The organism is Paenibacillus physcomitrellae (assembly GCF_002240225.1).
In the GTDB taxonomy this organism is placed as follows: domain Bacteria; phylum Bacillota; class Bacilli; order Paenibacillales; family Paenibacillaceae; genus Fontibacillus; species Fontibacillus physcomitrellae.
Genome location: NZ_CP022584.1, coordinates 1558810 through 1573639, shown reverse-complemented (window position 1 = coordinate 1573639; position 14830 = coordinate 1558810). Strand labels below are relative to the sequence as shown.

At 52.3% G+C, this 14830-nt stretch carries 11 protein-coding genes and 1 other annotated feature; all 11 genes read left to right on the top strand.

All coding sequences use genetic code 11. The features are described from left to right. Positions 1-34 precede the first annotated feature (34 nt). The 11 genes from CBE73_RS07215 (at position 35) to CBE73_RS07165 (ending at position 14811) form a co-directional block, all read left to right on the top strand. Positions 35-874 carry a class I SAM-dependent DNA methyltransferase gene (locus CBE73_RS07215; protein WP_094093660.1) on the top strand — a complete coding sequence of 280 codons (840 nt, stop codon included), beginning with the start codon at positions 35-37 and terminating at the stop codon, positions 872-874. A 199-nt stretch (positions 875-1073) separates the two neighbouring features. After that, a complete protein-coding gene (gene namA / locus CBE73_RS07210; protein WP_094096183.1) occupies positions 1074-2093 on the top strand; it encodes an NADPH dehydrogenase NamA in 1020 nt (339 codons plus the stop codon). Positions 2094-2377: 284 nt separating this feature from the next. Then, on the top strand, positions 2378-3256 hold the full coding sequence (locus CBE73_RS07205; RefSeq protein WP_094093659.1) for an ROK family protein: 879 nt from the start codon (positions 2378-2380) through the stop codon (positions 3254-3256). A gap of 188 nt (positions 3257-3444) precedes the next feature. Next, positions 3445-4419 (top strand): ROK family protein, encoded by a 975-nt coding sequence (locus CBE73_RS07200; protein ID WP_094093658.1) that lies wholly within the window; start codon positions 3445-3447, stop codon positions 4417-4419. A 36-nt stretch (positions 4420-4455) separates the two neighbouring features. After that, the gene (locus CBE73_RS07195) at positions 4456-5502 is read left to right on the top strand and encodes a Gfo/Idh/MocA family protein (RefSeq protein ID WP_094093657.1); all 1047 of its coding nucleotides are present in this window, start codon (positions 4456-4458) and stop codon (positions 5500-5502) included. Between the two features lie 82 nt (positions 5503-5584). Then, positions 5585-5861 (top strand) — a binding site (T-box leader). A gap of 83 nt (positions 5862-5944) precedes the next feature. Then, complete coding sequence (gene leuS / locus CBE73_RS07190; protein ID WP_094093656.1) at positions 5945-8386, top strand: leucine--tRNA ligase; 2442 nt, start codon at positions 5945-5947, stop codon at positions 8384-8386. Positions 8387-8674: 288 nt separating this feature from the next. After that, the gene (locus CBE73_RS07185) at positions 8675-9280 is read left to right on the top strand and encodes a ComEA family DNA-binding protein (protein WP_229752472.1); all 606 of its coding nucleotides are present in this window, start codon (positions 8675-8677) and stop codon (positions 9278-9280) included. Positions 9281-9304: 24 nt separating this feature from the next. Beyond that, positions 9305-9814, top strand: a complete 510-nt coding sequence (locus CBE73_RS07180) for a deoxycytidylate deaminase (RefSeq protein WP_094096182.1) — start codon at positions 9305-9307, stop codon at positions 9812-9814. Between the two features lie 258 nt (positions 9815-10072). After that, positions 10073-12781 carry a ComEC/Rec2 family competence protein gene (locus CBE73_RS07175; protein WP_094096181.1) on the top strand — a complete coding sequence of 903 codons (2709 nt, stop codon included), beginning with the start codon at positions 10073-10075 and terminating at the stop codon, positions 12779-12781. Between the two features lie 174 nt (positions 12782-12955). Next, entirely contained in the window at positions 12956-13504 is a 549-nt protein-coding gene (locus CBE73_RS07170; RefSeq protein ID WP_094093654.1) for an RNA polymerase sigma factor, read from the top strand. Beyond that, on the top strand, positions 13501-14811 hold the full coding sequence (locus CBE73_RS07165; protein ID WP_094093653.1) for a zf-HC2 domain-containing protein: 1311 nt from the start codon (positions 13501-13503) through the stop codon (positions 14809-14811). Before CBE73_RS07170 ends, CBE73_RS07165 begins: the two co-directional genes overlap by 4 nt. The last annotated feature ends 19 nt before the right edge of the window (positions 14812-14830 follow it).

The following is a 14830-nucleotide window of genomic DNA, read 5'->3' as shown; positions in this document are numbered from 1 at the left end:
TCTGTTTTTTTGGGGGAAAAGGAGTCGAAGCGTGATGGAGGCTTACCGGAAATTTGCTTACGTGTATGATGAATTAATGCAGGACATGCCCTATGAAAGCTGGGTAGAATTTGCTCAGACGGCGTGGCAGAAGCACGGCATTCCGCATACGGTTGCCGAGCTGGGCTGCGGAACGGGGAGCATCACGATTCCTCTGACAAATGCCGGTTATCAGATGACGGGCATCGACCTGTCCGAAGATATGTTATCGGTCGCACAGAACAAAATGGAGGCCTCGGCCGGCGGAAGCCGCTTATACCGTGAAGGCAGCGTCAGATGGGTATGTCAGGATATGCGGAGCTGGGAGCTGCCCGAGCCGGTGGATTCCGTCATCTCTTTCTGTGATTGTATGAACTACGTGCTGGAGCCGGAAGAAATCGCCCAGGTGTTTGTACGTACCTATGATGCTCTGAAAGAGGGAGGCAGCTTCCTGTTTGATGTCCACCATCCGGATACCCTCCGCCGCTATGGCGAGGAGCAGCCTTTTGTGCTCGATGAACCGGAGGTATCGTATATTTGGACCTGCGATTTTGATGAAGAACGGTGGGAGATTGAGCACCATTTATCGATTTTTGCGCGGGTGACACCTAACAAAGGTTCGATAAACAAGGCAAATTCGGCTGAACAGGACAGCCTGGAGCGTTCTGCTTCGGCCGCGAGACAAGCTCTCTACGAACGGTTTGAGGAAATTCACATCCAGCGTGCTTACGATCCCGAATGGATGATGGCGGAGCTGAGACGAGCTGGCTTCAAAGAGATCAAATGTTATGCGGATTTCGAGTGGAAACTGGCGGATGACGAGGCGGAGCGGTTATTTTTTGTGGCGATTAAGTAAAAATGAGCAGCGGCGGTCTTCTTCTGCGGAAGGAGGCCGTTTCTTTTTCCCGGGTAATGGACAAAGTAATACTGGACGGCTGGATCAGCTAAATCAGGATTGTGGACTTCCTATAAGGATAAAGATATATTGAAATATTGCGATATACGAAAAAAAGGGGTATAGTGAATAAGTCTTGATTTTATATATAGAAAAAGGAGTGAGATTCTTGCTGTTTGAACCTTACCAACTCAAAAATATTACACTCAAAAACCGGATCGTCATGGCACCTATGTGCCAATATTCCGTTGAAGATGAATCGGGTAAAGTGCAGGACTGGCATAGAATTCATTACCCGGCACGGGCCGTTGGCCAAGTTGGGCTTATTATTCTGGAAGCTACAGCTGTAACACCTCAGGGCCGGATTTCTCCTAACGATCTTGGCATCTGGAGCGATGAGCATATTGAAGGACTGAAGGAACTTGTGGGCCTGGTTAAAGCTCAAGGCTCCCATATCGGCATTCAGATTGCCCATGCAGGCCGCAAAGCGGAATTGCAGGGTCCGATTCTGGCTCCATCGGCTATGGCTTTCAGCGACCATTATCAAACGCCTCAGGCCATGACCAAGGAGCAGATTCAGGAAACCGTTCAGGCCTTTGCGGACGGCGTTCGCCGTGCCAAAGAAGCAGGGTTTGATGTGATCGAGCTTCATGCTGCGCATGGTTATCTGATCAACCAGTTTCTTTCTCCAATGACGAACCGCCGCGAGGACGAATATGGCGGCAGTCAGGAGAACCGCTTCCGCTTCTTGAAAGAAGTAATCGGAGAGGTTCAGAAAGTATGGGACGGTCCGCTGCTTGTTCGCGTATCGGCGAATGATTATCACGAAGAAGGCGACACGCCGGACGATTATGTAGTTTATTCGAAGTGGCTTAAAGAGCTTGGCGTTGATCTTATTGATGTCAGCTCCGGCGGAGTTATTCCGAAAGCCCCGTCTAAAATTTATCCGGGCTACCAGGTTCCGTTTGCGGAGCAAATTCGCCGTGAAGCGGACATTCCAACGGGTGCAGTCGGCTTGATCACCGAACCTGAAATGGCCGAAGAAATTTTGTTCAGCGGCCGTGCCGACCTGATCTTCCTGGCGCGTGAGCTGCTGCGCGAGCCTTATTGGCCACGTATTGCTGCCGCTAAGCTTGGCATTGAGCTTGAAGCGCCAAAGCAGTATTCCCGGGGCTGGTAAGCAGGGGAAGCAGTTAAGGTTTTAGTTTGGCGGAATTCATTCCGGGCGGTTTTAACCAATCATCCGCATCCGGGATCTTAAATATAAAATGCCGCGGGGTTTGCCTGCGGCATTTTTGCTTTTTTGAAGGAAAGACAGGCTGCTCCCGGAAAGAACCTGGTTGGTCCAACGGCCTAAATCCGACATTTTACGACAATACTTGTATCTTATACCGCATCGGCGAATGAATTATGGTACAATCGGTTTTAGGTGCATTCATATTTTAGCAGATTGGGGCGAAGGGCATGCTTGGAGCAATTGAAGCAGGTGGAACAAAATTTGTTTGCGGCATCGGGACAAAAGAGGGAGAAGTGCTTGACCGCGTAAGCTTTCCAACAACAACCCCGGAAGAAACGATGGGGAAAGTGATTGAATATTTCAAAGACAAACCAATCGAAGCGCTGGGCGTCGGTTCTTTTGGCCCAATCGATCCGGTTTTGGGCAGCGATACATACGGTTATATTACGACAACCCCTAAGCCTTACTGGACCAACTATAATATCATCGGCACGCTGAAATCCGAATTTAACGTGCCGATGGCGTTTGATACGGATGTTAACGGCGCGGCTCTCGGCGAATCCTTGTGGGGAGCGGCCCAAGGCGTAGACAGCTGCATTTACATTACCGTAGGCACCGGGATCGGCGTCGGCGCGATGATCGGCGGTAAGCTGGTGCACGGCCTTTCCCACCCGGAAATGGGACATATTTATGTCCGTCGTCATCCGGACGACCCGTTTGAAGGCACTTGCCCTTACCATGGTGACTGCCTGGAAGGACTGGCAGCTGGCCCGGCTATCGGCCGGCGTGCAGGTGTTCCTGCGGGCGAATTGGCAAAGGATGACCCGGCTTGGGAAATGGAAGCCTACTATCTGGCGCAAGCTTTGATGAATTACATCCTGATCCTGTCCCCGGAAAAAATCGTCATGGGCGGCGGCGTCATGAAACAGCTGCAGTTGTTCCCGCTTATCCATACGAAACTGAAGGAGCTGCTGAACGGCTACGTCCAGCATCCGAACCTCAGCGACGAGAAGATCTCGAGCTATATCGTACCTCCTGGTCTGGGTGACAATGCCGGGATCTGCGGGGCGCTTGCTCTGGCCCAGTCGGCGCTGCAGGGGGTTTAAGAGAAATGAATAAGACGGCTGTTTATTAGCCGGATTTAGAACATAAAGCGGCTTTCCGAATTAGGGAAGGCCGCTTTATTTTTTTATATTGTAACAAAACTCCATGTTCCCGTCCCATAAATCTATTCCGATTCCGAAAGGCATCGCCTAGGATAAAAAGTGATTTTGTAGGAAGAGGAGGGGCAGGGGTGTCCGCATACACGGTCGGCATTGATTTAGGCGGAACGAATATCAAAACGGCGGTTTTTGATGGAAACGGCCGAATCGTAAGGGAAAGAAGTGATCAGACCGATGCTAAAAAGGGACCTTCCTATGTGATAAATAAGATTAAACATATTGTCAGACAAATGCTCAAGGAACTAGAGGCGGCCGATACCAATGTTGCCTGCATGGGATTAGGCATCCCGGGCCTGCTTGATCCCAAGGAGGGCTTGTCCATCTTCTCCCCGAACTTCCCCGGTTGGGAGAACATTCACGTGGTGAATGAAATGAGTGGGGAATTTTCGTTTCCTGTATATATCGACAATGATGTGAGGGTCAATCTATACGGCGAGTGGTACTTTGGAGCGGGGAAAGGATTCAGCAACATCGTTTTGATTACATTGGGTACTGGACTTGGCTCGGGCATTGTGGTCGATGGGAATGTCCTTTACGGAGCAACCGCGAGCGCCGGGGAGATAGGCCACATGAATATGTACAGGGAAGGACGCCCCTGCCGCTGCGGCAGTTCCGGCTGCCTGGGAAGATACGTCTCGGCCGTCGGAATGGTGAGCACTTTTACCGAGCGGCTTGAGCAGGGGAAGACAAGCATCGTTCAAAGCTGGGTGGGCAGCAGTCATCAGAAGATCACCGCCAGGATGATTTCTGATGCTTATGATCTTGCAGACGATTTGGCGATGGAGGTTATGCATGAAACGGGAAGGATACTCGGATTCGGACTTTCCAACGCTATAAACTTATTTAACCCGGAGCTGGTGATTATCGGGGGAGGAATGGCAGCCGCCGGAGAACGTCTTCTTCGCACCGTGCGCGACACGGTCAACCAGCACAGCTTACAGCTATCCTCCCAAGCCTGTAAAGTGGTGCAGGCCCAGTTGGGGGAAAAGGCTGGAGTGTACGGCGCTGACGCTTATGCTAAACGGAGGTTGTCCGCCGGCTCCTGATCAGAAAAGATTAAAGGATTATGGAGGTTATAAAATATGCCTGTGCGATTTGGATTAATCGGGCCGGGCTGGCGTGGGAAAGCCTACTTGCGGATTGCCAGCCAGCTTCCGGAGTGGTTTCAGCCTGCCGGAGTTGTTGTACGGGACCCGGAAAAATATCGCGGGGACGAGGCCCTGCAGGGCCTGCCGGTGTTTCAGTCTCCGCTGGAGCTGGCGCGGGAATGCGATTTTCTGGTTATGGCGGTCAGCAAAACGTCGGCAGCGGCTTTGCTGGAGCAGCTGTTCGAGACCGGCGTTCCCGTGCTGGCCGAAACGCCGCCTGCTTTTGACGATGCCGGATACCGGCAGATGGCTGCCCTTGCGGCGCAATCGCCGCGAATTCAGGTAGCCGAGCAGTACCCGCTGCAGCCGCATCATGCAGCCCGGACGGCCCTGATCCGCTCCGGTGCTGTGGGCGAGGTGCGGCATGTCCAGGTATCGGCAGGCCATGGTTATCATGGGATTGCTTTGATCCGTCAGTGGCTGGATGTCTCGGATGAAAGCTGTACAGTGACAGCCCAGCAGTTTAAGCACCCTGTGCTGGAGGTCCCCCACCGCGGTCGAAACGTTGGAGACGGCCTGGAGACAGAGCTGCAGGATATCGCGCTTTTATCTTTTGAGAGCGGCAAAAGCGCTGTACTTGACTTCGCTGCTTCGCAATATTTCTCTCCGCTGCGGAAGAACCGGGTTCTGATCCGGGGTTCACATGGGGAAATCCGGAACGATGAAGTGACCCGAAGTTTGGGCCAAGGGGCATACGAAACCTTTTCCATCAGCAGAATTCAGGATGGAATGGAAGGGAGCCTTGCTCCTTTGTCCCTTCGGGAACTCCGGGGAGCCTCCGGGCGGTTATATCAAAACCGGTTTTATCCCGCACCGCTTTCCGACGAAGAGCTGGCGATCGCGGAGGTTTTGTTTCGAATGAGCGAATACGTGCGTACGGGCAAAAGCTCTTATTCATTATCCGAAGCGCTGGTAGACGTCCGTCTGTCCCTTGCCATTGAGGCCTCGATTGCGGCAGGGATGCCTGTTGTATCTGGGTAGCAGAACGTCACTACCATCGGCGTTGACTTCAAGCAGAATGTTTATGTATAATATATGGGAATAATTGAATTGATCAGCATAAACGACTGCTGTGATGAGGAATATTAGCTTAGGTCAGCCATACAGAGAGCCGGCGGATGGTGCAAGCCGGTTGGAGACCCATGCGAACTCGCCTCGGAGCCGGGATGCAAACTTGGAGGACATTATCGGGTGTTTTAGGTAACTCCGTTTAGCGTATTGTCCACGCCACTTGGGAACATCTCCGTTTCACCCGCGTTAAGGGTTAAAGTGAGCTTAAGGCAAAGCATGCCGGAAGCTAACTAGGGTGGTACCACGGGAATCAAACTCTCGTCCCTAGCGATTATACGCTATGGATGGGAGTTTTTTTATTTTACATGATTGTTCGATTGTTCAGGCAAGACATTTAAGGAGGAAGCAACCTATGTCCGAGAATCAAACAGTGCCAAACGGCTATCATCCCCAGAGTCTTGAGCCGAAATGGCAGGCTTATTGGGATGAGCACAAAACTTTTAAAACCAAGGAAGACCCGGGCAAACCGAAATTTTACGCGCTCGACATGTTTCCTTATCCGTCCGGTGCCGGACTTCACGTAGGCCATCCGGAAGGTTATACGGCGACGGATATCGTTTCCCGCTTTAAGCGCATGAAAGGCTTTAACGTGCTGCACCCGATGGGCTGGGATGCGTTTGGTTTGCCTGCGGAGCAGCATGCCCTGGATACGGGCGAGCATCCGCGCGACATTACGGTCAAGAACATCAACAACTTCCGCCGTCAGATCAAATCGCTGGGTTTCTCTTACGACTGGGACCGCGAGATCAGCACGACCGATCCGGAATATTACAAGTGGACGCAGTGGATTTTTATCCAGTTGTACAAGCGGGGATTGGCTTATGTAGCCGAGATGCCGGTTAACTGGTGTCCCGCGCTGGGCACGGTTCTGGCGAATGAAGAGGTTATCGACGGAAAAAGCGAACGCGGCGGCCACCCGGTCATCCGCAAACCGATGCGCCAGTGGGTGCTGAAGATTACCGAATACGCAGAGCGCCTGCTGGAAGACCTGGAGGAACTGGACTGGTCGGAGAGCATCAAAGACATGCAGCGCAACTGGATCGGCAAATCCGAAGGTGCGGAAGTCGTATTCCGCGTGGACGGCTCTGATGAAACGCTGACGGTGTTCACTACCCGTCCCGATACCTTGTTTGGCGCTACTTATGCTGTATTGGCCCCTGAGCATGAGTTGGTGGAAAAAATCACTTCCGCCGAGCAGCTTGCAGCTGTTAAGGCGTATCAGGATCAGGCCGCACGGAAAAGCGATCTGGAGCGCACGGACCTTGCCAAAGACAAATCCGGCGTATTTACGGGCGCTTATGCGGTTAACCCGGTGAACGGCGCCAAAATTCCGGTCTGGATCGCGGATTACGTATTGGCCGGTTACGGAACCGGAGCCATTATGGCCGTTCCAGGCCATGACCAGCGCGACTATGAATTTGCGGTCAAATTCGAACTGCCGATCATTGAAGTCGTGCAGGGTGGGGACTTGTCCAAGGAAGCCTACAGTGGTGAAGGCCCGCATGTGAACTCCGGTTTCCTTGATGGCATGAACAAAGAAGAAGGCATCCGCACGATGATCAAATGGCTGGAGGATAACGGCCATGGGCAAGGCAAAGTAACCTACCGCCTGCGCGACTGGCTGTTCAGCCGCCAGCGCTACTGGGGCGAGCCTATTCCAATTTTTCATCTGGAAGACGGCACGATGAAGCCGGTTCCGGAAGACCAGCTGCCGCTGGTGCTGCCGGACATCGACCAGATCAAGCCGTCCGGCACGGGCGAATCTCCGCTGGCCAACGTGACGGAATGGGTGAACACCACCGATCCGGAAACCGGGCTTCCGGCGCGGCGCGAGACGAACACGATGCCGCAATGGGCCGGCAGCTGCTGGTATTACCTGCGGTTTATCGACCCGCACAATGACGATATTTTCTGCTCGCTGGAGAAACAAAAGGAATGGCTGCCTGTCGACCTTTACATCGGCGGCGTAGAACATGCCGTGCTTCACCTGCTGTATGCCCGCTTCTGGCATAAGGTGCTGTATGATATCGGCGTGGTTTCCACGAAAGAGCCGTTCCAGAAGCTGGTCAACCAAGGCATGATCCTGGGAACCAACAATGAGAAGATGAGTAAATCCCGCGGCAATGTCATCAATCCGGACGATATCGTAAATGAATACGGCGCGGATACGCTGCGGATCTATGAAATGTTCATGGGGCCGCTTGAGGCGACAAAGCCATGGAACACAAACGGCGTAGACGGCGCGCACCGCTTCCTGTCCCGCGTATGGCGCCTGTTCGTAGCCGAAGACGGAAGCCTGAACAGCAAAATTGCGGATGAAGGCGGCAGCGACGATTTCAAACGCACCTGGCACAAAACGGTGAAGAAAGTAACGGAGGACATGGAAGGCCTGCGCTTTAACACCGTCATCAGCCAGCTGATGATTTTCATCAACGAAGCTTACAAAACGGACGTGGTGCCAAGAGCGGCAGCTGGAAGTTTTGTGCAGATGCTCTCCCCTCTCGCTCCGCATATCGCGGAAGAGCTGTGGCAGCGTCTTGGACATAACGAATCCATTACCTATGCGCAGTGGCCGACTTACGAGGAAGCCTGGACTGTTGAGGCCGAGGTAGAAATTGTCGTTCAAGTCAACGGCAAAATCGTTGAACGCACCAAGATTTCTAAGGATCTCGATCAGGCAGCGATGCAGGAGCATGCGCTTGCCCTGCCGAACGTGGCAGCCGCCGTGGAAGGCAAAACCGTCCGCAAAGTGGTTGCCGTTCCCGGCAAGCTCGTAAACATTGTAGCGAATTAAGCTAAGCTCATTGTATTGTAGCTGCAGCGAACTAAACTGCAGCAGGCTGAGCCGTTTAACAATTAAAAAGCGACATCCTGGTACTACACTTAGCGATGAATCTTTGGACACTTTCCGAAGGTTCATCGCTAGCTTTTTAAGTCCCCTTGTCTTTCGCTTCTAATTAGCAAGTAATAGACAAGGTTTTTTGAACGCATCAAGACGACAACTTGTACAGACATTCATGGGTTTTTATGGCTTTGGCATCATGGAGTCGGCATGAATTTTGGACAAGATTGGAGTAATGCCATGTTAAAGGAACGTATTTCAATCGCTGTTTTGTCTGCCGTTTGCGGAGCCGGATTAATGCTGCTGGTTTTAGGGATTAAACCCTCTTCCGGTATAAACGGCTGGGCTCCGGTCAATGAAGCGATGGCGGCAGCTGTGGAGGATCACGGTCAGGTTTCTTCGGGAACGTTAGTGTCTGAAAGCAAGAAGCCGGTTGAATCGGCTGCTTCCGGATCTGCCGCGCCTGCGGGACAGTCCGGTACAAGCACTGCTGGAGCTTCCGGGTCCACTGCGTCTCCGGTCTCAACTTCTGGAGCCTCCTCCACAAGCGCAGATTCCATGGCGACAGCTACGGCTCCTGGTACTTCTGCCGGACTTTCAGGTCAAGAGCCGGGCGGCATGCCGGCAGATGCAGCCGCAGCCGCGGCGTCATCCAGTGTCATCTCTATCAATACGGCTGGCACTAGCGAGCTGCAGGAAATTCCCGGCATTGGCGAGAAGAAAGCGCAAGCGATTATAGAGTACCGGAATCAGCAGGGCGTTTTCTCTTCTCTGGATGAATTGAAGAATGTGAAAGGTATCGGAGACAAAATGTTTGAAAAAATGCGGCCTTATATCGGACTCTGAGAACAGGAGAGCTGGAAAGTGAACATTCGCAAAGATTGGGACACCTATTTTATGGACATCGCTTATATGGTATCCACCCGCTCCCGCTGTAATAGACGCCATGTAGGAACGGTGCTGGTCCAGGGGAAAAAGCTGCTCGGCACCGCCTATAACGGCGCTCCCTCCGGCGTTCCCGACTGCTCCGAAGCAGGCTGCATGATTGCCGAAGAGCTCGAGACCGTTGTGGTGGACGGCCAGGAGCAGGTCGTGCGCAAGCAGCGCTGCATCCGCACGATTCATGCGGAGCAGAATCTGCTGCTGTTCACGGACCGTGCCGACCGTGAGGGCTCCAGCGTTTATGTAACAGACGAGCCTTGCTGGACCTGTGCCAAAATGCTTGCCAACAGCGGCATTGTGGAAGTGGTTTACCATCGCCCTTATCCCAAGGATACGCATTTAGTCAGCGAATTGACGCGCCAGAAGGGTATCACCTTCCGTCAGCTGGAGGGCTATCAGCCGCCTGCGGATACGATGGAAGGAAGCATTCACAGCTGACTCTTTCGGTCGGGTGCGGTGTCAGTAGATTTATAGGTTTATATAAACAGCATATGCAAGAGATTTAAGAGGAAGAACCTCTGCGGGTAAAGACCGTGGAGGTTTTTTTGTTGTCTTTGTGGGTTCTCTAAATAGATTCGTAGGTAGATTTGAGAGTAATTCAAGAGTAAAACTTTAGAGTCGTTTCGGAGATAGATTAATGAAGCTGTTATTTTGCATTTTGTATTTTGGATGTACAAGAAGGGAGGAATGAACACGGTGAAGCAAAGGCCGTTATTGGAGTCTGCCTGCTGGTGGATCGCCGGCAGCGGAATCGCGTATTTCTTCAGCGGAGGGACCCGCTGGCTGCTGTGGGCTGCCTGTCTGCTCGGATATTCAATATTTGCCTTACGGATGGGCAGAGCGAAGAAACAGACCGTAGTTATGCTGCTGCTTTTTACGGCATCCTTCCTCTATTGGCAAATCCATGAAGCACATAACCACTCAACCCTGCCTGATCGTCTTCAAGTTTCGGAAGAGGAGCTGAATGAATCGCAGGTCAGGCTGAAGGGGATCCTCGTTTCGGCTGTCGAACGGGATGGTGACCGCGCGGATTTCATCATGGAGGTCAATCAGGCCATTTATGGAGCGGCAGCAGCCGCGGCTGCAACCGACTTTGGCGGAACGACAATCCATCACGAGAAGGTGCAGGTGCAAGTCAGGCTAGCGAAGGAATCGGAAATTCAAATCGTCAACACTTGGACACGGGGTCAGAGCATAGAAATCGAAGGTACACTCGAACAACCGGCTGGAGCCCGTAATTTCGGCGGATTCGACTATTCAGCTTATCTCCACAACAAACATATTCACTGGCTGTTGAAAGCGCCCGGTGCTGCAGCAGTGAAGACCGGGCCGGGCCCTTTCAGCATAGCGAAGCTGCTAGGTTATAACGATCAAATGCGCCAGGCTGTCGGCCGGCAGATCGAGTTCATCTTCGGCGGGAACAACGCCGGCTTTATGAAAGGTCTGCTGATCGGGGATACGGAGGAGCTGGATCCCGATATATACAGCGGCTTCTCCGCGCTGGGATTAACCCATATTTTAGCCATATCCGGCAGTCACGTGGCTGTTAATGTAGCGGTTTTATTCTGGCTTCTCAGAAGGTTCAGAGTGCCGAGGGAGACGTCGATTACTGCAGTGATCGCGTTTATTCCGTTTTACATGCTGCTTACAGGTTTATCTCCCTCTGTGGTTCGTTCTGGCATTATGGCTATGATCGGTTTATTTCTTCTGCGCAAGCATCGCCTGAAAGACGGGCTTCATGTGCTGGCGGCAGCAGCGCTGCTGATGCTGGTCTGGGAGCCGTATTATCTGCTGGACGTCAGCTTCCAGCTGTCGTTTGTGGTTACGGCAGGACTAATTGTAGTAGTACCCTTGATGCAGCCGTTTTTTAGCTTCCTGCCGAAACGTCTGGCAGGCGCGGTGGCAATTACCCTGACGGCGCAGCTGGCTTCTTTTCCGCTTACGATCTATTATTTCAATCAGTTCTCCTTGTTGTCTCTGTTGTCCAACCTGCTGCTGGTGCCCGCGATCAGTCTGGTGTCGCTGCCAGCCGGAACCGCCGCCCTTGTTCTCAGCTATATTTACGAGCCATTTGGGAAATGGGCGGCGTATCCGATTAAAGCCATCAATGCCGTCACGTTTGATGCTGTGGCTTGGCTGGAGGCAAGAGAGGGGGTTATGTTGATCTGGAAATCCCCGCCGCTTTGGTGGATCGCTCTGTTTTATGTCCTGCTTTATCTCATGCTCAAATGGATTCGCCGGGCGTCGGTGTCCTCAGAACAGGCAGAGCTCTGGGCTTCCAGGAATGATGACACCGTTCCGTTGCACCCGGACATGGCTCCAGGTCAGCGTTCACATTCAGCCGTGTTGGGGTGGGCGGCACCCTCTGCTTTAACTATGGATGCGGTGATGGGCTTTCTCCGTTCTGCCAACAAAAGATATGTCTATGGCGCTTGGTTATGTGGGGTCCTGCTCGCAGCGGTCTTGTACGGAGGCTACCAACCGGCTTATGCGAAAGGAAGGGGTTATGTTCAATTTATTGATGTTGGTCAAGGCGATTGTATGCTGATTACAACTCCTCAGGGGCGGAATATTCTGGTGGATAGCGGAGGAACGGTTTCATTTCGCAAGGCGTCAGATGCTTGGCGCGACAGAAGGGTGCCTTATGAGGTCGGGGCGAAGGTTGTGGTGCCAATTTTGAAAAAGAGAGGCATACACGCCTTGGATGCCGTGATTATTACACACTGGGATCAGGATCATGCCGGCGGCTTACAGGCTGTCCTCGATCAAATTCCCGTCAAAGCTCTGGTGATGAACGGCAGTGTCACGGACACCCCTGCTTTTAAAAAGGTATTCAGCCGCGTAGAGCAACGTAAAATTCCGGTTTATTATGCTCATAACGGACTTCGTCTTCAGGCTGACAGGCATACCCAGCTACAATTTATAGGTCCTTTAGAAGAAGAGCAGGGACAGTCCCAGTCCCGAACAGAAGAGATCCGGAAACTTGAAGATCAGAACGCCCGGTCCGTTGTTTTTCTAATGGAAATGGAGGGAGTTTCCTTTCTGTTTACGGGGGATATGGATGCGAAAGAAGAGCGGGTGGTTATGCTTGATCTGCAGCAGGCCCAAGGCCTGACAGGCGGAAAGACAATTCAGGGAACCGGGGGACCAGGAGCAGTTGATGTGCTTAAAGTGGCCCACCACGGCAGCAAAACATCTACGACGGAAGAGTGGCTCAATTATTGGAAGCCCCGTCATGCCGTCATTTCCGTCGGCGCCAATAATACCTACGGGCATCCTAACGGAGATGTGCTCCAAAGACTGCTGGCAGCAGGGACGGAAGTGCAGCGAACGGACGAGCTTGGTGAGATTCAAATCAGTGTGAAAGACGGGAAAATGACGTCCAGGCATAAAGTGGAAAAGTAAAACCGGCGGGAAGAGCACGTCTAATGACGGGGCTCTTTTTTTCTGCTATTCTATTGAAGACACTGCGTGTCAGATGTTTAACAGACTTCTAAAAAATATTTGATCAGAAACATCGGAGATGCAACAAATAGCGCGGAAAGACCGTCTGTAATGTTGCAAGGAAGGGGGATCATTGTGGTAGAGCAGGAACTTATCAGGGCCGCTCAATCCGGCGATCGCGACGCTCTAATCACCCTATTGCGAGAGATCGAACAGCATGTTTACCGGACTGCCTACTATATTCTGAATAACGAACAGGACGCGCATGATGCAGCGCAGGAGGCGTTGATCCGGATCTATACAAAAATTGGTTCCTATGAAGAGAAAGCACAGTTTAAAACCTGGGTCCAGCGTATCGTTACCAATATCTGTATCGACAAGTTCAGGAGAACGAAACCGACCGTTTCGATTGAGGAACATGAAATGGTTTTTGAAGGAAAAGAAAGCGTGGAGCGGGAAGTGATGACGGGGTATTTGGCTCAGGATATCGAGGCCGCAATCAGCCAGCTTCCGGAACATCACCGGTCAGTTGTGGTCCTGCGCTACCTTCAGGATTTTTCTTACAATGAGATTGCAGATACGATGGGATTGCCGCTTAATACGGTCAAATCTTATTTATACAGGGCCAGGCAGCAGCTTCAAAACTTACTTCAGGATTATCAGAAAGGGGGTGTGTCGGGATGAAATGCCAAGAGGCAAACGAATGGATGAACCGTTATCTGGATCACGATCTGAGCGAAATAGAAACGAAACAACTGTTCCAGCACCTGGACAGCTGCCCGGACTGTGCTGAAACCTTTGATATGCTGAAGCGTATTTCGGCCGGGCTGGACAGTCTGCCGGATGTGAAACCGGGATACAGTCTGGTTGACTCCATCTTATCCCGTTTAGACGAAATAGATCGATCGGGTGAACAGGCTGAAATTAAGCAGGAGACTTCGTCAGCCCCTTCCGTTATGAAGCCGCTTGTGGCAGAAGACGATTTGCAGCAGACGGATAAGTCTGATTTGAGTCGAGTGCGCTCTTTACCGTCCAGAACAAGACGGCTGTGGACACGGGTAGCAGGCGGAGCAGCAGCGGTGGTTATTTTAGGATTCTGCATCTATCAATTTCAACCGAAGGAAATTCCTAATGCCGAGCCGGCCGTTCAGCAGCGAACCGGGGCGTCTCCATCGGCGTTTCCCAATCAGGAGAGCTCGGATTTATCTGCTCCCGCATCGAGTGAACCGTCCGATCCGGGGCAGGCAAAGGATTCAGCGGATAGTCTTGCGCCTGGAATTGCTGCTGACCGCAGCAGTTCATCGGCTTCGGATCCCGTACAGAGCATGGATGATGCCGGCTCAGCCGGTACTGGTACAGTAAATCCAACTCCGTCAGAAACAGACCGTTCTGCTTCTGACGGACAAACTTCGGATCAAGGCTCGGCAACTAAAGGGAATCCGGGTTCTGATCCTAAACAAGGGCAGCAGGGGACGGATGGGCCTGCAGCACCGCCGAAGGAATCTGCAGGTTCCGGGACAGCGAAAGTGGACCGTCCGGTTAAGGTGGAGACGCCGCCAGCGTCCACAGACCCGATGCCATCCGATGAACCGGCTCCAGATTCAAGCGATCCGAATGACAATTCGGATTCGGCTGGAACGGCTTCTATCATGGATGCGCCTGCTTCGCTCGAGCCCTCGGTCCCTCCGGGTGCCGATGCGAAGAAGAATACTTTCTCGATGGGCATTCAGGCCACGGTTGAGACTAACGTATGGGATTCTCCAAACGGACAATATGTAGCCAAACTTGAGGACGGGCATTTAAATGTCTATCTGGTTTCCTCAGGGGAACTGACCAAGATCTACGATGATCCTGTAAACGGAGAGTGGAAAGAAGGTTCGGCTCATTGGTCCAAAGACGGTTTGATCTTTTTCTATACCGCCATTGAGGAGACGGGTCCCGTTGAATCCCAGGTGGATGCAGCCCAAGCTGCATCGATGATTCAAAAATAAGGAACCTTTTTCGGCGAGC